This window comes from Pseudomonas sp. S1(2024) (assembly GCF_046557535.1).
On sequence record NZ_JBKGFP010000017.1, the window covers coordinates 170,325 to 190,019 of the forward strand.

General features: G+C 55.4%; 25 protein-coding genes. 15 read left to right on the forward strand and 10 right to left on the reverse strand.

From position 1 onward, the window contains the following. Window positions 1-92 precede the first annotated feature (92 nt). The 3 genes from ACLCGK_RS07205 (at window position 93) to ACLCGK_RS07215 (ending at window position 2,795) form a co-directional block, all read left to right on the forward strand. Window positions 93-647: a hypothetical protein gene (locus ACLCGK_RS07205; protein WP_410951649.1), complete on the forward strand. Its 555-nt coding sequence runs from the start codon at window positions 93-95 to the stop codon at window positions 645-647. Between the two features lie 151 nt (window positions 648-798). Continuing rightward, complete coding sequence (locus ACLCGK_RS07210) at window positions 799-2,547, forward strand: hypothetical protein (RefSeq protein WP_410951650.1); 1,749 nt, start codon at window positions 799-801, stop codon at window positions 2,545-2,547. Beyond that, window positions 2,544-2,795 (forward strand): hypothetical protein, encoded by a 252-nt coding sequence (locus tag ACLCGK_RS07215; RefSeq protein WP_410951651.1) that lies wholly within the window; start codon window positions 2,544-2,546, stop codon window positions 2,793-2,795. The genes ACLCGK_RS07210 and ACLCGK_RS07215 overlap by 4 nt, the downstream gene beginning before the upstream one ends. 6 nt (window positions 2,796-2,801) lie before the next feature. Here the strand turns inward: ACLCGK_RS07215 and ACLCGK_RS07220 are convergent, their stop codons facing one another. Continuing rightward, a complete protein-coding gene (locus ACLCGK_RS07220; RefSeq protein WP_410951652.1) occupies window positions 2,802-3,152 on the reverse strand; it encodes a hypothetical protein in 351 nt (116 codons plus the stop codon). 354 nt (window positions 3,153-3,506) lie between these two features. Between ACLCGK_RS07220 and ACLCGK_RS07225 the strand changes: the two genes are divergently transcribed. From ACLCGK_RS07225 to ACLCGK_RS07240, 4 genes are all read left to right on the forward strand, one after another. Then, on the forward strand, window positions 3,507-3,965 hold the full coding sequence (locus ACLCGK_RS07225) for a hypothetical protein (protein ID WP_410951653.1): 459 nt from the start codon (window positions 3,507-3,509) through the stop codon (window positions 3,963-3,965). Between the two features lie 267 nt (window positions 3,966-4,232). Further along, the gene (locus tag ACLCGK_RS07230) at window positions 4,233-4,700 is read left to right on the forward strand and encodes a peptidase S24/S26 domain-containing protein (protein ID WP_410951654.1); all 468 of its coding nucleotides are present in this window, start codon (window positions 4,233-4,235) and stop codon (window positions 4,698-4,700) included. 11 nt (window positions 4,701-4,711) lie between these two features. Beyond that, entirely contained in the window at window positions 4,712-5,959 is a 1,248-nt protein-coding gene (umuC, locus tag ACLCGK_RS07235) for a translesion error-prone DNA polymerase V subunit UmuC (RefSeq protein ID WP_410951655.1), read from the forward strand. Beyond that, the gene (locus ACLCGK_RS07240; RefSeq protein ID WP_410951656.1) at window positions 5,952-7,154 is read left to right on the forward strand and encodes a TerD family protein; all 1,203 of its coding nucleotides are present in this window, start codon (window positions 5,952-5,954) and stop codon (window positions 7,152-7,154) included. The genes umuC and ACLCGK_RS07240 overlap by 8 nt, the downstream gene beginning before the upstream one ends. Before the next feature lie 11 nt (window positions 7,155-7,165). Here the strand turns inward: ACLCGK_RS07240 and ACLCGK_RS07245 are convergent, their stop codons facing one another. Then, a complete protein-coding gene (locus ACLCGK_RS07245) occupies window positions 7,166-7,795 on the reverse strand; it encodes a hypothetical protein (protein WP_410951657.1) in 630 nt (209 codons plus the stop codon). Between the two features lie 413 nt (window positions 7,796-8,208). Between ACLCGK_RS07245 and ACLCGK_RS07250 the strand changes: the two genes are divergently transcribed. Next, window positions 8,209-8,472: a hypothetical protein gene (locus ACLCGK_RS07250; protein ID WP_056798069.1), complete on the forward strand. Its 264-nt coding sequence runs from the start codon at window positions 8,209-8,211 to the stop codon at window positions 8,470-8,472. 5 nt (window positions 8,473-8,477) lie between these two features. Here the strand turns inward: ACLCGK_RS07250 and ACLCGK_RS07255 are convergent, their stop codons facing one another. Then, on the reverse strand, window positions 8,478-9,296 hold the full coding sequence (locus tag ACLCGK_RS07255) for a hypothetical protein (RefSeq protein WP_056798071.1): 819 nt from the start codon (window positions 9,294-9,296) through the stop codon (window positions 8,478-8,480). Window positions 9,297-9,469: 173 nt separating this feature from the next. After that, on the reverse strand, window positions 9,470-9,814 hold the full coding sequence (locus ACLCGK_RS07260) for a hypothetical protein (protein WP_410951658.1): 345 nt from the start codon (window positions 9,812-9,814) through the stop codon (window positions 9,470-9,472). Window positions 9,815-9,969: 155 nt separating this feature from the next. On the opposite strand from ACLCGK_RS07260, the gene ACLCGK_RS07265 reads away from it, so the two are divergent. From ACLCGK_RS07265 to ACLCGK_RS07275, 3 genes are all read left to right on the forward strand, one after another. Beyond that, a complete protein-coding gene (locus ACLCGK_RS07265; RefSeq protein WP_410951659.1) occupies window positions 9,970-10,614 on the forward strand; it encodes an NUDIX hydrolase in 645 nt (214 codons plus the stop codon). A gap of 92 nt (window positions 10,615-10,706) precedes the next feature. Next, window positions 10,707-12,083, forward strand: coding sequence for a tryptophan--tRNA ligase (locus ACLCGK_RS07270; RefSeq protein ID WP_410951660.1), 1,377 nt, complete (start codon window positions 10,707-10,709; stop codon window positions 12,081-12,083). An 18-nt stretch (window positions 12,084-12,101) separates the two neighbouring features. Then, window positions 12,102-12,392: a hypothetical protein gene (locus tag ACLCGK_RS07275; RefSeq protein WP_056798085.1), complete on the forward strand. Its 291-nt coding sequence runs from the start codon at window positions 12,102-12,104 to the stop codon at window positions 12,390-12,392. A 48-nt stretch (window positions 12,393-12,440) separates the two neighbouring features. On the opposite strand, the gene ACLCGK_RS07280 is transcribed toward ACLCGK_RS07275, so the two are convergent. After that, the gene (locus tag ACLCGK_RS07280; protein ID WP_410951661.1) at window positions 12,441-12,827 is read right to left on the reverse strand and encodes a hypothetical protein; all 387 of its coding nucleotides are present in this window, start codon (window positions 12,825-12,827) and stop codon (window positions 12,441-12,443) included. Between the two features lie 39 nt (window positions 12,828-12,866). Then, window positions 12,867-13,256, reverse strand: a complete 390-nt coding sequence (locus ACLCGK_RS07285; RefSeq protein WP_410951662.1) for a YkgJ family cysteine cluster protein — start codon at window positions 13,254-13,256, stop codon at window positions 12,867-12,869. 121 nt (window positions 13,257-13,377) lie between these two features. On the opposite strand from ACLCGK_RS07285, the gene ACLCGK_RS07290 reads away from it, so the two are divergent. Further along, a complete protein-coding gene (locus ACLCGK_RS07290; protein WP_410951663.1) occupies window positions 13,378-14,346 on the forward strand; it encodes a hypothetical protein in 969 nt (322 codons plus the stop codon). A 158-nt stretch (window positions 14,347-14,504) separates the two neighbouring features. Then, window positions 14,505-14,897, forward strand: a complete 393-nt coding sequence (locus ACLCGK_RS07295; protein WP_410951664.1) for a hypothetical protein — start codon at window positions 14,505-14,507, stop codon at window positions 14,895-14,897. Between the two features lie 59 nt (window positions 14,898-14,956). On the opposite strand, the gene ACLCGK_RS07300 is transcribed toward ACLCGK_RS07295, so the two are convergent. The 3 genes from ACLCGK_RS07300 to ACLCGK_RS07310 all read right to left on the reverse strand — a co-directional run bounded on the left by ACLCGK_RS07300 (window position 14,957) and on the right by ACLCGK_RS07310 (window position 17,227). Beyond that, window positions 14,957-15,664, reverse strand: coding sequence for a hypothetical protein (locus ACLCGK_RS07300; RefSeq protein ID WP_410951665.1), 708 nt, complete (start codon window positions 15,662-15,664; stop codon window positions 14,957-14,959). 8 nt (window positions 15,665-15,672) lie between these two features. Further along, a complete protein-coding gene (locus tag ACLCGK_RS07305; protein ID WP_410951666.1) occupies window positions 15,673-16,308 on the reverse strand; it encodes a hypothetical protein in 636 nt (211 codons plus the stop codon). Window positions 16,309-16,387: 79 nt separating this feature from the next. Further along, window positions 16,388-17,227, reverse strand: a complete 840-nt coding sequence (locus ACLCGK_RS07310; RefSeq protein WP_410951667.1) for a hypothetical protein — start codon at window positions 17,225-17,227, stop codon at window positions 16,388-16,390. Window positions 17,228-18,126: 899 nt separating this feature from the next. Here ACLCGK_RS07310 and ACLCGK_RS07315 point away from each other — a divergent pair. Both ACLCGK_RS07315 and ACLCGK_RS07320 read left to right on the forward strand, forming a co-directional pair. Next, entirely contained in the window at window positions 18,127-18,519 is a 393-nt protein-coding gene (locus ACLCGK_RS07315) for a hypothetical protein (RefSeq protein ID WP_410951668.1), read from the forward strand. 12 nt (window positions 18,520-18,531) lie between these two features. Then, entirely contained in the window at window positions 18,532-19,134 is a 603-nt protein-coding gene (locus ACLCGK_RS07320; RefSeq protein ID WP_410951669.1) for a hypothetical protein, read from the forward strand. 23 nt (window positions 19,135-19,157) lie between these two features. Here the strand turns inward: ACLCGK_RS07320 and ACLCGK_RS07325 are convergent, their stop codons facing one another. Beyond that, window positions 19,158-19,655, reverse strand: coding sequence for a hypothetical protein (locus ACLCGK_RS07325; protein WP_156675887.1), 498 nt, complete (start codon window positions 19,653-19,655; stop codon window positions 19,158-19,160). Window positions 19,656-19,695 lie beyond the last annotated feature (40 nt).

Here is a 19,695-nt window from a genome sequence, read left to right on the forward strand (position 1 = left end):
AAACGCGATCTGCGTTTGTCAGGAAAAACTGCATTTCGAATTACCTGCAAATTGAGTTGTGGTATCGTGTGCAACATCTTTGGAGGATTCAGATGCTTGCCAATCGAGTAAACCCCCAGCCCACCCCCTGGGAATGCCAACAAAATTCAGCCATGGAATTTGATGCAGACGCGTTTGATCACGCGGTGCAGTTCATGCGGCGGTTTTCGAAAGCAGCGCCTGAAATCATCTCCTGGCCCAACCCTCAAAACGCCTTGCGTGCACCCATGCAGGCACACTACGAGTCAGAAGCCGGCTTCGCGTTGACTTCCGGGCTGGCCTCACTCGCCCCCTCCGCGATCGTGATGGTGCTTGAAGATGAATTGGGCATGCCTCACCACAGTTGCTTGCGACATCCCACCCAGGATCTGATGCTGGATGCCTCTGGGCTGCATGCACAACAGCAACTGCTTGATTACTGGTACATCAAGCTGGCAAAGCCAGCATTTACATTGTCGCTCAGGGTGGCATCGGCAAATGAAATCTGGCTCTATGGATGTTTTGATGACAAACGCCCTGAGGCTGTTATCAGTGATTTCGGGCGCCTCGTGCGCCAGGACTCAGTGCTGAAAAGACCGCCGCACCGACCACCTCTTGTTGACGTCTAGCGCCTGACAGGGCGACAGCATCACGCTTCGACCCTCAACAAGCCAAGCATGTCGGCTAACCGATTATCGTGTATATTGTTGGAAATTTCACAGGTATGACCGCCTTGATCTTCCGGTTGCGAGTGGTCATCCCTAAAACAAGAAGACAGCCATGTCCAAGAATCGATTGCAGCCTCCTTCCAACCACGTTTTGAATTTCCGGGACGTGACGAAAGATCAGAACCCCTTTTTTCTCACCGATGACGATCTGATGGCGTCTGCGCTGGTCATTGGTGGAAGCTTTCACGATCGCGCCTCACTGGTAATTGCGCCCATCCTTGATCGATTGATGCAACTGGGGCATTCCGGGCTTCTGCTGGATTCCAGTTTGGCAAGTGTGAGTCGCTTGGTGGAGCGGCACAAGCAAAAGCTGGTGTTCATCGGTGTGTCTGATCAGGTACACCCGGTCAACCTGCTTGATGCGATCTCCCCCGAGGGCCTGCGGTCAATGCTTGGCAGCGTCATCGGCATGGAAGGGCTTGGGGGCGTCAATGATGCGATGCTGGTGTATGGCTACCTCAAGGAGTCGATGCGCGTCGCCCCAACTCTGGCAGACCTCTATGAAGCCTTGGCCAACCCTTCCCAGACAGTGACAGCGATTGATCGGTACCTGCAGCATCAGGCGGCCACCCTCCCAGGCTTCATGGCCACTGAACTTGCGATCAACCTCGCTGATCCGCTGGGCTTGTTGAATGTCCACGGGTCGTCTTACTCGGATGGGGTGGCGCAAGCGCCCGTCAACCGGCTGCTGCCCATCCTGAACGCCCTTCGCCCGTTCTGGGTGGATAGCCGGATCCGCAACAAGCTCTGTGCAGGTGGAAAGCCGTTGCCCCTGAAGCAGCTGGTTGTGGATCGCCAGAAGACCATTTGCCTGGATATGCCCAGCACCTTGTTCGGAGATGCATCAGGGCTGGTGGCGCAAGCCCTGACTGAGGCTTATCGGCAAATGGTGGCGGGACTGACTCCGGCTGAACACGCCGCAGCCCCCGGAGGCTCCAAATGGAAAAGCTTTTTCGTTGCTGATGAGGGTGCCGAGTACCTTCGGAAAGAGGATCTGGTCTGGTTTGCGGGCAGTCGATCCGGCGCGGCGATCAATGTGATGGGTTCCAGCTCCCTGAGCGCCCTGCAGCACAAACTCGGAGAGTCACAGTCCAAAGCCCTGCTCGGACAAATTCGCACGAAGATCGTGCTGCCCACGGACGATGAGGCAAGCCTTGCACTGGTGCGAACACACGAGCTTGATCCTCAGCGGCTGCTGGATCAAACCTCAGTGGCCACTTGCTTCATCCACAAAGCGGCTTACCCGGCGATCAATGGGGAATTCAACCTGGAACCCTCAGAGTTGTCTGCCGTGGCTATTCCGAGCCTCTATGCAGCGAGCGACATGCGATGGGTCAATGAGCGATTCAAGTCGGCGACCCAAAGCTGGTATGTGATCGGGCCACAGGACGAAATTGCCACGAAGGCCTTCCTGCAGGAAGTTCATAGCCGGCTGCCAAAGGGCGTCCAGAACCCGGACTTGCTGCTTTCGTGTGTCAAGGTGCTGCCCCTGGCAGGGCCGCCTGGGCTTGAGTCGCTCAGGCTAGCGCTTACAAAGGCGTTCTCCAGCGCCATGGACATCAGGCACCTGATCTTTGCCGCAGGCACGAAGGACAGTGCATTCTGCAACGCGCTGAACAGCCCGGAATTGGTCAAAACCGTGCAAGCGCTGCTGAAGCATGATCACCTGGCAGGGCTGCATTTGGCCATCGGCCATCCCCAGGCCAACCTGCTGTTGCAGGGCAGCGCCAGCAAGAAAACGACGATCGTAGAACTGGCTTCGCAGGTAGCGCTGGCCATCACCCATGGAGCAGCGCAATGACACCCAAAACCTTACCTGGCTTTGATGCCGGCAAGATCAGCAATCCGCTCGATCTGATCAATCGACACATGCAGGCGCCGGCAGAAGAGGTCGCAACCGATTATGTGGCCGACATGGTCTTTGAGATCGCAGCATCGGGGCTCTCAGACGGCGAGAAGATTGAGCGCATCAAGTCTGCGCTCAACGAGTACCGGGTCACATTGCTTCGGTATGTTGCCCAAAGCAACATCGGCTTGGGCCAGGGGTAAGTCCCCTCATTGATTGCGAGGCGGTCGCCGCTTCGCCTCGATATCTTCGAGGGTTTCCGGACGCCTGGCGACCCACCCGATTGGCACATCTTCACCTTGCTTCAGGTTGGAGTAGGCTTCTATACAGTCGCCCAGGTGCAAGTAGCAGTAGCGACGTTGGAAGGCTGTCATCGGAGTGATGCCAATGCAGATCGCATATGTGGTTAGCAGCCCTTGAATCCCGACGTAGGTGCCATCGGGGAGAACCTTGGCCGCCATGAAGCGATAGTCGGGCCCTTGCAGTTCCTCGGTAAACGCATCTTGCTGTGCTGCGGGCCGCAGGATTTCGTTGAGGTCTGAAGGCTTTGGCAAAGACATGTCAGGTCGGTCGTGGAGTGAAGCCCAGAAGGATACCCTCGCCATGGTAAAGCGACAACCACCTGGCCGGCCTGGGTTGGGCGAAAGCCAGGCGGTGACACCTTTGGTCTCGGCGAAGGCGCTTCTTGCGATCTTTGCGCTGAAGGGTGCGACAACCCTCTGCAACGGGTCAGTACGGGAGTTCGAACATCCCTAGCCACCGCAGAAGGGTTGATTCAGTTAGCGGCTATCGCCGCTCGATTAAATGCGCCCTCAAAAAAGTACGAGTTAAACGTAAATTGACTCGGGAAATACAGCCATGCAGAATGCAATGAGAATAGGCCAGCCTGCCTGAACATTGCTCGGAGCTTTGCCGTGAAGCCATTACTGAAAGAGGATGTGCTCGAATCAATTCTTGCTGATCGTGGCCTGATGGCGGCCATCGAGCGCTACGACCCGCGTGCAGAGCCTGTTGTGCTGCGCGCAACGCCTCGAAAACAGGCCAAAGGGCAAAGCTGGGCTTCGCACGCAATTTTGGTGAAAAGCGATGAGAATATCCTCTTCCGTTATCAGGTGATCGGCTGCCATCAAAACCTGGGTGGGAAGGCAGGCTCCAACACATTCGACTACTGGTCGATCGGCTTCGCCAGTCTGGATGCCGCTGCTGAGGCATTCTGTGATGTGCAGAATTTCAACACGGAGTATTTGGCCGAAGTGAAGTTTGATGTTCATGAAGGTGTTTTCAAATACGTCCCTGATCCAGGTCGACTTGACTTTGAGCGCGCCGTGTCCGTAACGAAACCTCGTGAAGTGATAGCAATGGGTTGCTCTTGAACTTATAACCACGGCCAAAACTTCAAGTTCAGCATGCAGTGCCAATCAAATTTTTTCTGATGTCTGATAAACCACAAATTTAACTTAGCTGGGAGCAAATTGTTCACTGAAAGTGACTGCACTGCTTCATCATTTGTAACCCCTGGCATACCCCATTTCGGCGTGTTGTCGCTCAACAACTCGACGCTCCTTTCCTTCTGTCCAATCGAGGCCTCCCCCCTGGGCGCGACCTGGCAGTCTTGACAGATCACCTCGGAGGCTGGATAAATGTACAGCCTTTCCAGTCAGATCAAACCCATGAGCGAAGCCTTCAGCACCCCCGGAAAACGGATAGATCACCTCGAACGTCTCGCTCCAAAGCTGCAGGTTACAGGCTTTGCGTCACCGGCTGCCGACTATGAATGTCCCAAGCTGTCCCTGGATGAGCTGACCATGATCGGCGCACCGCACATCTTCCCCTGGCGCCTGCAGAGCGAAGCGCTGGCGGGCCTTGGCCTGCATGCCAAGGACATATTGATCCTCAATCGCAAGTCGGAACTTTCTGATGGGCGCATCGCCATCGTGGCAGTGGATGGCCGGCACCGGATTTGTCTCGCCGAGGGCAAACCAGGCGCCTTCAAGTTGTATATTGTGGACAAAAGAGGACGCCGTGCACAGTTAGAACACTCCGAAACCATTGAACTTTGGGGTGTTGTCGATTTTGTGCTCAGGGATGTCCGTCACAGGGTGCTATGAAGCGGTTTGCGTTGATTGACGTCAACTCGTTTTATGTCTCTTGCGAGTTGTTGTTCAGGCCAGACTTGCACGGGCAGGCCGCTGTTGTGTTGTCGAACAACGATGGCTGCATAATTGCACGAAACGCTCAAGCCAAGAAACTTGGCCTTAAGATGGGGGAGCCATTCTTCCAGCGCCGTGCATTTCTTGAACATCATAATGTACATGTGTTTTCAAGCAACTATGCCTTGTATGCCGACATGTCCGCCAGGGTCATGCAGGTCATCCATGGCGAAGTGTGCGACGCGGAAGTTTACAGTATCGATGAAAGCTGGGCCGACCTAGATGGCATATCAGGGTCGCTGGAGGTGTTTGGGCGCCACCTGAAGCAGAAGGTTTATCGGGAGGTCGGGCTTCCGGTCGGAATCGGTATTTCCACCACCAAAACGCTGGCCAAGCTGGCGCAGTGGGCCTCCAAGACATGGCCCGCCACCGGAGGTGTGGTGGATCTCACTGACCCAAAGCGCCAGGAAAAGCTGATGCGCCTGGCACCGATCGGTGAGATATGGGGCATTGGCCGCCAGCTTGGCGCCCAGTTGGGCTTGATGAACATCGACACGGCCTGGCAGTTGGCCCACTACGATCACAAATCCCTGCGCAAAATGTTCAACGTCAACGTCGAGCGCACGGCCAGAGAGCTCAGCGGTGAAGCGTGCCTGAAGTTGCACCACAGCCCCCCGCCGCGCCAGGAAATCATGAAGTCATGCATGTTTGGTCGGCGCATCCAGTCGCTCGATGAGCTGCGCCAAGCCGCCGCTAGCTACGCCACGGGTGCTGCGGAAAAGCTTCGGGGTCAGCGATCCCTGTGCCAGCGTATTGGCGTATCCCTTCAGACAGGCATGCATGAGTCCCCCTCCAGGCGCTACTACAACGCGACAGAAGTGTCGTTGAGCAATCCTTCGGACGACACACGGTTGCTAATCAGGGCTGCCCTGGGTGGCCTGGAGAGGATCTTTCGACCAGGATTCAACTATGCCAAATGCTCGGTCAGGTTGAGCGATCTGCATCAACGCGGGGAATTCACCCCGGATTTGTTTGCCGAGGCGCAAAGCGAGTCCTGTGACAAGCTGGGCGCCGTGATGGATCTGATTAATCTGCGGTATGGGAAACAGGCCATACACTCGGCTCGCCTGAAGCGGGATCCGTCCTGGTCGATGCGCAGGGATTTATTGTCACCGGCCTATACCACGGCGTGGGGTGCGTTACCGATCTGTGAGTGATTTAACGCGGTCGTGGGCGCGGCATTTCGAATTAAGTCAACCGCTTGTTGCTGCTGACATTCTTCAAAATTTATACTGGGGTAAAACGGTTCACGCTATTTTTACGGAATCCATCTTCAAAATGAATATCGAATGGAAATCAAGGCTGGAAAACTTTCCTGGTCTGCTGGGTAAAGAGATGTCATCCGGTGAAGTGATCCTGTCGCTGGTCATTGAAAAGAACATTGATGTAGACCTGGCGTGCTACCTGCTCAATGAAGATGGCCAACTCGAAGGCCAAGAGGATGTGATTTACTACGGCAATACCGGTTCATATGGGCAGGGGCTTAAGCAGGTTAATGATGCCCGAGACGATTTCATGCTCGATGCTGAAAGTAACATCGTTCTGAGCGTTGAAAAATTGCCCACCTATGCCTCAAGACTGTTGTTTGTCGCATCTCCATATAAAAAAGGTGGTGGCCTGGCCCATCTGGGTAGCTATGAGTTTGTTGTCCATCGCAAAGGGCAGATCATCCATCAGGCCAAATTCGATCTTTCGCCGGTTCTCAATGAGAATCTAGTGGTGCTGGGCCTCTTTGATCTTCAAAGCACGAGCTTCAGCGCCCCTGGCATTCCTCTTGCGGGCGATTTTGCGATATTGACCGAACTGCTTGAGATGCCCAAAAATCCAATGTGCTATGTGTCGACGTCCTGGCCAAACCTTCTGGCTCCTGAGGGTGTTGGGGCGCAGGCATCGTTCAGCGAAGCCGTTCTTCAGGTGGCCTGGGGGTGTGACAGCCAGAAAATGCAGCATCTTCGCAGCGTACCGACGTCACTTTGCTCGGAAACCCTGCAACAGTGCGCCTTGGCATGGCGCTACGCTGACATCACACCGCTGAAAAACGAGTTGATCCAGGAGATGATCGGGCGGGGAGCTGATTGGGTTGCAACCCTTGAGACAGGAAACCCGGTCAACAACAACCCTGTCAGCGTAGTGAGTGCGTTAATGGGTGACATTGGCCTTGAATATCAAAAGCACTGGGCGGTTGCGTTGCTGAATACGCTCGACCAGCCATTCCTGATGCCCTACGTCATTCAGGCAACACCAGCAGAGAATGACATTTTGTACGAGCACCATGGTCGTCCACGGTGGTTGTTGGAGTACACGTCCGAGGCAAACTGGGATAACCAGCTATCGATCGACATGGGGCTGTAGTAAGAAACCTGCTAGATCCCGAGATCAAGCCCAAGCAACTCAGACCTTTCAGTTTCCGTTGCCAGTGCTCTGCATTCCTGCCAACCTGTGGCGGCGTACAGCCTAGTTATTTTCCTGTGCTTTTTTGCCATGGAGAGGATCACTTCTTTTCGCTCATTCGTGACTGATTGTGCGATGCTGGGCAGGATATTCATCGCCTTGCTGCGAATGGCTGCAGGCTCTGGCCTGGTGATGAGCAGGAGGTAGACGGCGCGGTCAGACAGGTGCTTGCTGATGTTGATGATCCAGTCTGGATCGTTTGGTGGGTTTTCCTCCCAGATGCTGGAGACAGCTGCCGTACGGGTTCTCAGGTTTTCAAGGAGAAGGATCAACTGGCCAAGTGCGGTCTTCCCCGCTTGCTGGTCAAATGGGTATTTGGCGTTATCATCGTGGCGGCTCGCCGCTGACTTGATGAGTTGTCCTTTCTGCATAACCCCCGAGGCGAGGTGCCGCCTGTCCAATGAAGTTTTATTCAGAAACTTCAAGACCGCATCCAGGTCAAGTACTCCCTTTGCCCACTGACTAATCTTGTCCGATAGATATTTGCTGTCGTCCAGGTTGAGCGTCTTGCCGGGCCTGACTCTTAGGGCGATCGTGGTCATTGAGTTCTCCTGAGGTGACTCCGCCTGTGCAGCAATTTCCTTCCACCAGTTTATGGCCGCTGCAGCATGTTTCTCAACTACTGCCTTGGCATGGATGTGCCCAGGCGATTGCAGTCTATTTGGTGCATCAGGGTTTTTGCCGCATCAGCGAATGAGAGGGGGTGCTGGCCCGCGAAACCGGGCTTTTGAGAATCGGACGCAGGCCCTCGAATAGCCATGGCGCATTTGTCAGCGATGATTGGCCTGCGATCAGGATGGTCGGCATTTTCTGCTTATGCATGGTCGCGATCTTGGATAGACGTGTTCCAGCAGTATAAAGCGTATTGGCGCAGTATTTAGAAACAGCGAGGTCGTTAGCTTTTTTGACGAAGGCAGCCTTGATCGCTACAATCCACGGCTTGACAGGGGGCTCAATGAATAAGTCAGTACTGAAATTGCAACTGCTCAGGAAAGTGATCAGGCTTCAACAGCTGAACCTGTTCATTCTGTCGGTTTGTGCAGTAATGTGGCTGACCCACATCATCCAGAGCATGCTGTATACCCCCATGCCCTGGATTGTGGCGCCTTTCCCCGTCCTGATCGCATGTTCCCTGCTGTGCCGGCGTAGGATCAACATCCTGAAAGATCGCTGCGCACAGATCGACGAACATTCGACAGACGCCGTACTGCCCGCCTAGCCTGTCTACTTCAGCGACAGCGTCAGGCCATTGAAGGTGGCGGGTAACCTGCCGATCATCTTGGGTTCCCGATCACCAGGGAAGCCCGCACTGAAGGCGACCTTTTCGCTGAGGGTGTGTGCACCCAGACCGATCACCAGGCGCAGCATTGCCTTTTGAATCTGCATGTCGTGCTCTGACAGGTCGCTAACATCCTGATAGTTGGGGTAGCGCTTGATTTGTTCGCGGCTCTCTACATCCATCTCGACACCCAAAAGCTCGGGGATATGCCGCGTACTGATGTGGGTGCGCGCATAGGCTGCTGGCCCGATCGGATCGCGGTAGGCGATGCTGATGGAGACGTCGTCAGGCGGCGAGTCTTCCAGCCTGATGAAGATGCCTTTCTGCTGATTGGCAAGCCGGGCGAATGGACTGGTAATGAGTTCCTGCGTTTGATGGTAGGGAATGCAGGTGACCAGAAAGCTGGGGATCCGGAGGCCGTCGATCTTGTATCCGCTGGGGATGCTGATCATGAAACTCTGGAAGGGGAGTCGGAATGCATCTGCCGAGCGCTTATCGAAGGGCGTAGTGTGCAATGCATCCAGTAGCGCGGTGCTGGCCGGGAAAACAATATTGGCCCCCGTTCGAAGCCAGAAATATTCCTCGGCATAGATGTGTATCGACAGCGTCTTTGAAAATTGTGGCGCCCGCCTGAAAAGCTCTTCCAGTACCGCTCCCCGCGAAGCGTCCTTGTCCAGGGACGTTCCAAGCAGTTGCCGCACCTGCTTGATCTCGGCGTCCATCATTGAGGTGTAGATTTCGTACTGAGGCTTCTTGGCTTGCATGGCAGACATCATGGCTGATGAAAAGGGGCATAGTAGGGCGTCAGACAGGCATTGTCACCCCAACCCCAACCCCAACCCCAAACCTCCGTCATCGTGAGCCGGCAAGCCTGACGGCAGGTACGCCAGCAGCCAAACCTGTTGGTCGCGATTGGCCCCGCATTCAAAAGCCAGCCCTACAGACCGGGTGACGCCTCGCTTTCAAGCTGCCGAGCAGGTTTTTTCCGGCTCAGCGCCAGGTTATCCACGGCCAAGTGGTGCAAGTGGTCACACGAGTTCATGAAGGCCTGCGGCTCATAGGTGCCGGCAACGGTGACGCGTCTGCCGGCAGCCAGTGTTGCCAAGATGGCGCTGGCGCTTTCGGGCGTTGCGCGATAGGCGCAGCGGATCAGGTTGACCATGTCGAATGCTTCACTGTCAATCACTTTGGCCGCGCCAATGAAAACAATGCGGCTAAACCCTTCGTGCTCGTGCAGTTCGGGTTGACTGGTGAGCTTGAGCTCAAGATTGTTGACGTACATGACCCATGATCCTCAGTTGCGAAAGCCTGCAGCACTGCTTTCAGCATGGGCCGGAGATCCGGGCGAATCAATGCAGGCGGAGTACAAATGTACTCCTGACCGACCAAAGGGCAGCCGGGGGTAGACTGGCTGCCAAGGTCGCTGCGAGGGCGCGGGTGAAACCCTTCTTTGACGCGATGTGGTGCGGTGGGCAGCCTTCAATATATGGATTATACGTGGTACGATTTCTGGACTTTCGTACAGGAGAAATTGCCGTGCCCCAATCCCTGATGCGCCGGATGCTTGCCGATTATTTACAGGCCAACCCAGAGACCGAAAATGCCCATGTTCTTCGGGATTTGATCAAAGGAACTGGTGACCTCTTTGCCCGAGGGCAGTCACTCGCGCATGTCACCGCCTCGGGCTGGATTCTGAGCAAGGGGCGGTCGAATGTCCTGCTGATCGAGCACGGCATTTACAAGTTCTTCGTCGCCCCAGGCGGCCACGTGGATCCCGGTGAAACCGCACTTGAGGCAGCCTTGCGAGAGGTGCTGGAAGAGGTCGGCCTGGGTGAACTGGTCGTGCTGGATCGCAAGATCTTCGACCTCGATATTCACAAGATCCCCGCCAGCGAAAAGAAAGGCGAGCCTGAGCATTGGCACATCGACGTTCGCTTTGCGTTCTGGAATGCCAAGGGCCAGGACGTCAGCATCAACAAAAATGAGTGCCTGTCGGCCAAATGGATGTCGGTCAATGATCTGCTGTACAGCCAGGACGCGTCGCTCAAGCGCATGGCCCAGAAGAGCTTGCAGCTGTTCTGATCCTGCGTGGCATGGGTATCGAACCTTAAAAATAGTGTCGCCTTGCGCCAGGGTGCTTGTGGCAATCTGAAGGAAACAACTGAGAACGCACCATGAAGACCAAAATTCTCACGGGGATCACCACGACCGGTACCCCGCACCTTGGCAATTACGCCGGGGCTATCAGGCCCGCCATTGAAGCCAGCCAGGGCGCTACGGCGGAGTCGTTTTTCTTCCTGGCGGATTACCACGCCCTGATCAAGTGCGATGACCCGTCTCGCATCGAGCAGTCGCGCATGGAGGTGGCGGCCACCTGGTTGGCTGCGGGGCTGGATCCAGAACGTGTCACGTTCTACCGACAATCCGATATTCCGGAAATTACCGAATTGGCCTGGTTGCTTACCTGCATCAGCGCCAAGGGATTCCTGAATCGCTCGCATGCCTACAAATCGGCGGTCGACAAGAACATTGCCACAGGCCAGGACGCGGATGCCGGCATCTCCATGGGCTTGTTTTCCTATCCCGTGCTGATGGCCGCCGACATCTTGCTGTTCAACGCGCACAAGGTGCCCGTGGGGCGCGATCAAATCCAGCACGTCGAGATGGCCAAGGATATTGGCCAGCGCTTCAACAACGCTTACGGCAACGGCGTGCCGGTGTTTGTCATGCCCGAAGCGGTAGTCGACGAGCGCGTGGCGACTTTGCCAGGCCTTGATGGCCGCAAGATGTCCAAGAGTTACGACAACACCATTGCGCTCTTCACCTCACCGAAGATGCTGAAGGAAGCGATCGGGCAGATCGTCACGGATTCCAAATTGCCCGGTGAGCCCAAAGATCCTGAGGGCAGTGTCCTGTGCAGCCTCTACCAGGCCTTCTCCACCTCTGAGGAGGCACAAGCGTATCGCGCCGATCTTGTGCATGGGCTCGGCTGGGGCGAAGCTAAAAAGCGCCTGTACGAGCTGCTGAACAGGCAGATCGAGCCGATGCGTGCGCACTACTCGCGCTTGATGGCCAATCCTGGTGATCTGGAGGGCATTCTCCAGCATGGCGCGCACAAGGCCAGGGGCGTGGCCAGGCCGTTTCTGGAGCAGCTGCGGGACGCGGTGGGACTCAGATCATTCAGCGCTTTTGTTCCCAAAGTCCATGAGGCCGTACACAAGGTCGCGAATGGGCCTGAGTTTTTGAGCTACCGGGAAAATGGGGCCTTCTACTTCAAGGTGGTTGGTGACAGGGGTAAGGCGCTTCTGGTCTCGACGGCCTTTGCCACCGGCAAGGAAATGGGCGCAACACTCGCCAAGGTCAAAGCCGGACAGCAAATCGAGCTGCAGCAAGCATCCAATTGCCCGGTCGTGTACTGCGCAGGGGAGCTTGTGGCACAGGGCGAGCCCTTCCTCGATGAGGCGCAGGCCCAGCAGGTCATGAACATCTTGGGAAAAGCACTGGGTAGGCAACAGACACTTCCGGAATCTGATAAGGGCTGCGGCCTGTAAAAATGCGAGAACCTATTAATGAGTAAATTGACTGAGAAATTTTCGGACTACCTTCTGCATGCTTCGCGTGGGCGGTTGCGGGTGCATGGTTGGATCATGCTCACCCTGTGCATGGTTGCTGAGTTGGGCTTGTGTCTATTGGCGGGGCAGTTTCATCAGTTGCCGCTGGAGCAGAAACAGGCGGTGATGGTGCCTGGCGCCATTGGCGCCGTGCTGGTGCAGATGGTGCTATTTACCCTGGAGGGCGTGGCGGCAATCCTGCTGATACAGTCGGGCCAGGCTGTTGAATCGACCGCTCGCCGAAAATAGCCGCCTAGTTCGCTGCGCCCATGACCGAGTGGGCGCAGCGCAGGGTCATCAAGCGCTGGCTTGTGCAGCTGAAGCCTGGCGCTTGGCCAGCCACTTTTGCAAGGGCTCTTGGGTTTTACCCACCACAAACTCAACCAGCAGCGATGGCATACCGGTTTTCTCGGCGATCTTTTCCGCGAGGATGCCCAGGTAGGGAGTGAGGTCGCCCTGGCCTTTGCGCACTTCGTTCAGTTGCAATACCTGCTCACGGATCTCGCGGTAATCCAGGTAGACGCGCACCGGAATGGACAACAGCGCGGTACCGAGGACAAGCACAAAAGCCGCCGTGGGCAACCAGCCATCCACCAGCCAGATCACCGCCACCCAAAGGCATGCGGCCAGAAATGTCCAGCCGATGAGGCAGCTGAGGTAGCGCTTGAGGATAATCAAATACATGGGATACTCCATTAGGGTAAACAGGCGGTTAGCGGGTACTCAGTCGTGCGCCGCCAGGCTGGAATCCCTCAGCGGGATGAGGGTTGGATAGTCAGCCGGGGTCAACGGCAACAGGCCATGGGCGGCCCGTGCGGCATCACAGCGGGGGTTATGCTCGCCGGCTGACCAGGAAGCATCGAAGTCACGGCAAGGGTCGGAGCGCTGCTCATAGATCGCGCAGGCCACGCTGGCGCCAACAGCACCCTGCAATGACACGCAACGCGGATTGGAACCGCATGTGCCTTTCATGGCCACCCGCGACGGGGTGACCAGCTCCACAAGATCCTCTGGGACGCGCCCGCCCGAGCCCTGGCATTCGATCCAGTGAAACGAGACCCTGAAATGAGCGCAGCACGCCCCACAGCTGACACACGGACTGATAGTGGACATGAAGAACCCCCGATTTCGATGAGCTAGAGTAGCAATTTCAGGGTTCAAGTCAATATACAGATAAAACGATATTTGCTATCATCCAGGGCTTGTCAGACTGCCGTTCGTGCTGGAGAACAGGGTGCGCAATCATTTTTTCGCAAGCAATGCGCTTGCAGCAAAAATCACCAAGGACAGGTTGACCGACACCCATTTCTTTGATGATTTCGGCCAGGGTGCCGTGCGCATCGTTGAACTGAAAATAGATTGGGTGCAACTGGGTGCCGCAGGCGAACCGATCGGTAAACCCCTTGAACTTTCCAGGGGATGCGCCAATGAAGTCAATCTGGAGTTGGACTTTTCAAGGCTGGATGAGAAAACCGTCAAGTGCTTGCTTGTTGTCTCCTCTGACATCATCAAACCGTTGAACTTGGGCCTGGATATCGAAGGGGATACACCGATTCACGCCCGCATGATCTTCAGGGCGCCCTGTCTGATACTTGGGGTTTTTGAAAAGGAGGCGGGCGGCTGGTCATTCGGTATGCCGGGGATCACCCTCGCGCACCCGCTGGAAATCTGGCTCAGCAGCCAGGCGGCTCAACAGGTGATGAGGGCCTGGCACATCGGGCTGCCTAATCCGCTTCAGGAGCCTGCTGGCGCGCTTTTACCCGAGTACTATGCCCACTGGCTTGTACACGCGCCAACGGAGCACCTGGCAGGCCTGTACGCGCAGATGCGTGGAGCTGATCAGGGGGATCAGGCGACACTGCTGCTCAGGGCGCTGATGTCGAGCTGGGAGGATGCTTCGCTTGATCAGCATCGTCAGACCTTGATCCGGGCACTCATTGCCGATGGGGCGGATTGGCGCTCGGTGCTGAAGTCTGTAGAACCCACTCATTCGGTGATGGAGGCGATCGTTGCATTAGCGAGGCAGTTTCCTGCGTGGAGTCGGCTGTTCCTGGAAACCGTTGATGATGCACAAATCCTGGATTATGCCACCACGCCCCAGCGTGCAGATGCGCTCTACGCCCTGGTGCCTGCCCGGTGCCTGCTGGGTCTTGTGAGTGAATCACTGGTGGCCAGTAGGCTGGAGTGTGATATCGGGCTTTGAGCGCCTCGGCGCTGCAGCACAGCGCAAGCAGGGAGTGGACACGCAGCTGATGCCACGTGGATGATGAAAGGATGGTGAGTCTTGAAGTCGCGGCGCTCTTGACCGCAACGACGAAAAAGGATCCTCTGCCATTATTCGATTTCTTCCAAGGATTAGCCATGACCTCCCGTTCCCTGCTTGTTGCCGTTGTCCAACGCTCTGCCGACACCGATATCCATGTGCTTGATGCCGCTTTACCCGGCGTCTACCAGGTCAAAATAGACCCGGAACTCACGGATGAACTGGCCTATGAGACAGCCGCCGAGTCGTTTCACATGAGTGTGCCGATCAAAGTCCTGGAGGACTTCGACGTACGCGTTTTCGATGAGGCCAAGCGCACTGAACTCACTGCCTCAGAAACAGTGGTTGACGACCTGATGGTCAACGACTGTTTTAAAATCGCTGATCAGCTGCCGGCCTGGTTGCATGCGCAAGTCGTGCAATCCCCGATTGCTCGGCCCCCGGTGAAAACCGTTCTGCGGGCGAACGACCTGAGCGAACCGGGGCTGTAAGGGGCTTTGGGCAGGAGCCGCAACGCTGAGCCGCCCTGGCGGGCGAATCGGCGACTGCCCTAGACAGGCTCCGCGCCTGAATACTCCCGTGACCGCGCCTGTGTATTCGCGTGCTGACGCCCCATCTTGAACACGAGACGCTCATACAGCGTTTCTCGGATCATCGGGGGGAGGGTGTCGAACACACCTTCGGCGAGCAAGCGGTCGCAGCTTTTCACCGCCTGTTTTTCAGCCTTCACCTTGTCGAGAGACCCTGTGCAGCGGGCATCGTTACGGTAGGAAATCGCTGCCGACTGCACAAACCACTTCGCCAGGCGCTCAGATGAGAGCGCTCGTCCTGGCTCAGGGCAGCCATAGGGTTCCAGCGCCTTGAATAGGCATTGAATGGGCTCTATCAGCTGGAGCAGCTGTTGTTTGGTGTCAAATTGAATCACCGCTCGATCGATCATGGTCAGCACCACCAGATAAGCGACCTTGCCGTCGAACTGCGCCTGCGCCAGGATAGGTGGGCAGGCGGTTGTCCAGCAGCCGAACTGTTCTGCTACCTGATTGAGTTGTTCTGAAAGCGCACCATAGCGGAAGGGGTGGCTGTCCTTGAGGGTGAAGCTTGAGTCGACCTGGGTAAGCATGTCCAGGTGGTTACTCTGGTCATGTTCAACACAATACTTCACGGTGTGGTGGGTGACGCCCAGCATGCCGAACAGTTGCTGATGTGTGCGCTTGGGACGGATTTTGGGTCGATGGATTGCTTGGGGCAATGGGGTCATGAGGCCTCCTAAAGACCAGGTTCGTGGGCCGGATCCTGATGCTTGGGCTGCGCCACCTGCTGATCCTCTTTGATCTTCATGTATTGATGATGCATGCTGACCAAGTAGGTCAGCAGGGCCTCTTTATATTCGCCACCCCGGATATTGTCCTGAAACAGCTCGACCATGGTTTTTATCCGGCCCCGCTGAGCAGTCATGTTCATGCGCAGGCCCAGTGCGATCCTACGATCGACCCCCAGCTCCACCAATTCCTCTTCAACATCCTTTGGAAATGCGCAGCGATCTACCCAGGTCAGAAACTCCAGGTTGCTATCAATGGCTTTCAAGATCTCGGCGTGCTTCTGCGCTTCCAGCGCATGTTGGGCCGGCTCGAACTCCAATTCATTGTAAAACATCTCGTCAATGATCAGCAGTTTGTCGGCACCCTGGTCGATCACTGTAGCGATAAGGAAAATCGTGTCACCTGGCTCCAGAAAGATCATCAGGGATTGCTGATCGGTCGTGGGCTGAAGCCGAAGGGCTTGTGCGGGGGCAGTCGCCGTTTCACCCGCCAGGGTGGCTTGGCCTTTTAATCGGATCTCGCGATCCGGCGCCACGGAAGGCGCGATTTCCTCAATGGTGAACTGCAGACACTGCTTGCTCATGGTAAGCATCCTGATGGACATGATTACCAGTGTACTGGGTGAGCATTGGGCAATTGAACTGCCATGAGGCTTGCAGGTACTACCGATAGTGAGTGAGTCGAGCGAGGTGCGCCAAGGCTTTTTGACGCAATACGCGCAACTGCTCAGTCAAGGGCCAGCGCTTTAGTTCATCTTGTACGCTGAGTATTTCAAGATGATCGAGATCGCAGATCGGTCTATCAAAGAAGTCGCTTTGCAAGCTCAAAGCGTGCGTCACATCTCTGCAGAGGATGCGATTCATTTGAGTGCCGTCAAATAGCACGGCATGAATCAGACGACTGTCAAGGTTGAAGGCACGGCAAAATTCATGAATGTTATGGTGCCCTATCAGCGCCTTAAATTTGTTCGATCGATTTTTCAGGAGATCCTTGTCAATGCCTCCGGGCGGATGACGATGGCTGTAATCATAAGTCGACTGCTTTATAGGTGCGCTGGAAGAAAGTGGCGTTATTTCAAAGTAATTTTCTGGAAGTTGCAGCGCAACAGCCAGTTTCATGGCGTGCCGCGCATCCAGGTTAACAGCATGGATGAAGTATCTATAGATCAAGGATGGGTCAACTCCATGTCGAGCTGCCGCGTGCTCGACGCTGTCACTGCCCAACCATTCATCAAGCAGGTGAATTCGCTCCATGTTGGTGCGCAGCTTCGGCACCTGAGAGCCTTCGGAGGGCAACCCAGTCTTTGAGCAGACCTCGTCCCACAACCTGTCAGTGTAAGGCTTGGAGCCCGCCATGACGGGAATCAGAACCTTTCGGTCTAGCTTGAAGTTGTAGCAGAAGGCTGGAATACTCAAGTCTCCAATCAGCAGTTGTGTGAGCTTGCAGCGTTGCTCATCCAAGACTGATTGTTTATAAGCCTTCTTCATTTCAGGTTTTTCCATGCCTGTCTAGAGTCACAATCATACACATGCCGGTTCTTTTTGCAAACACGTCCTCCTGACGGGTGCTGTCTTTGCCAGGTTTTCTGAAGCTTGCGCTGGTTTTCGTACGTTATGAATTTTAGTTCAAATTGGTATGGTAAATTTTGAGATTTTTTGGAGGTGTGATACTTTAGTAGCGTTTAAAACTTTGGTCAGGGAGATAGCTGTGAGTTTTTTAATGGATTGTCTTTGCGATCGACACCCGATGATGAGAGGCCACCCGTTTTTCGTAGGCGTGGAAACGGGAGACGGTTGGCACGATCTTCTGGAGGATCTTTGCACCAAACTAGAGGCCGAAATTGAATCTTCCGGTTGTCCGCCGATGACTGTCAGCCAGGTCAAGCAGAAGTTTGGCACTTTGCGATTTTATGCATCGGGTGGGAATCAGCGCTGCAGGGACTTGATCAGTGAAGCTGAAGCCCGTTCTGCCTCAACGTGCGATATCTGCGCACGCCCTGGATCGCTGATTAACCGCGATGGGTGGTTGCGGGCCAGATGTTCCGCGCACGAAGACACGTGCTATTGAGGCTGCTTCTGGTATGCGCCGTGATAAAACGCTGGCTCAGCGATGTTCTTTTTTACCTTGCCAGGTCACGGTACACAGGATGAAGCGGGTGCTGCGGCGTCTGCCAAGTCGGTTTTTATCTAAATTGATCACACAGTGCTTCGACTAAGCCGATGAGCACCTGGGTGGGTTACAGTCGATAAAGAAACGATGGGACTGCTTCAAAAAATGACGGCAGAGGACATTCAAACGGCCCTCAGCCTTCTTTAGGCTACCACGAGGCTTCTGGGCCCGCTTGCCGGCCAGGACTCTCCCAGGTTAGGGTGGAAGAAATAACGGAACCAGGTGATTCTCGATGAGCGCAGTGTTGAAAATGTTTGCGGTAGAGTTTGATGGAGGCGTATCTCGGGCCTTCAATTTGACCGACCAGCCGCTGGGTGATCACCTGTACCAGGGCATCATGCTGTTTGATTCCAAAGCCAAGGCGCAAGCTGAAGTGGATGAGGAAAATAGCGAGAATCTGGAGGACGATGAGGAGGCTGATGATGAGTTCTCGGTCACTACCGTGCTGTTGCATGCAGATGGCCGGATACTGGATGAGTTTGGCGCACGGCTGAACGAGGCGATCGCTCTCCAATCAGGGCACAGCCCAAGAAAAGTCGCTGAAGACGTTCGCGCCATGTATGCTCATCAGGCTGCAGTGGTTCGCAAAACGCTGACAGACCACCTTGCGCAGCCTGGCATTTGATGGGGAGCGGGCATGAACCTGGTATTTGTGAAGCGGTGCGTCGAAGCCAATGGCGATGACATCAATGAAATGAAGGATATCCCTCAGCAGCAAGGGATTTCCACCGCGCATTTCATCGAAACGGTGGCGAAGAAAGCCGGTATCGATAAGGAAGTGCTCGACATGCTGGGTTACGACAGCAAGCGCGCCTTTGCCAAGGATTGGCACATGACGGCAGCCAAGTCCCTGTATCAAGGCATTCCTTGTTACTACGTCGTGCATAGTGCCATTGAGTACATTTTTGTCGACGAGGCGGACGTGCACAAGGTGTTGAATCTTGCCCAAGCGCAAGAGCGACAACACCGCCTCTCTAGTATCGGAGAAATGTTCGATGATGCGCTGGCTGAGCTGAAGGATGCGACCCCAAACCCATCCGAGAAAGACTACTTCGAGCTGATGCGGCGTTTCCATGCGACCTGGAAAGGTGAGCTTGAGGCATTGAGGATTCCCATGGGGGCATTTGCTCAATATCAGTGTGAGCATAGCAAGACGGCTGCCGCCTTCGACCGCAAGTTTTTCGGCAAAGCCGAACCCGCCCCAAGCCATTCGACGCTTTCGCTGCAATCTTGCCCTTGATGCTTTTTGCCTGGAGGTTCCGCTTATCTGGGCAGTGCGCCAGGGCCTTGGCTTGAAACGCAGTTCTGGATGACCTCGGCAATCCATTGTTCATAGGGGCCTAAGGCCTGTTCCAATTGGTTTGACAGCAGCTTACTGAACATCAGGTCTCTTGGAATTTCGCCATCCACCCTGGGGGATGGCTGGATGCGGAACATGATCTGGCCTAGGGCTTCGACATGCTCCCAGTAGCGGATGAATGCGCTAGGTGTCATCAGTCCATTGGCATCCAGGCACAGCAGGCTGTCGAGGCGCTCGGTGGTGACGAACCAATGATCAACATCGATGGTGCGCTTATGGGCTTCGCGCACACAACCGCCTAGCTTCAAATCTCCGCCGCTCCACAGGACAAGTGCATCGGCGAGAAGCAAACAGCCGCCGTCGAAAAAGCCACAGCCATTGTAGTGGTAGAGCGACTTGATGGGCTCGGACAAGGCTTTCTTGAAGGCTTTATTGGTGGCCGACAGGTTTAATCTGCTCATGATCATCCTTTTTTCCATGCTAGCGATGGCGTCTGGCGGA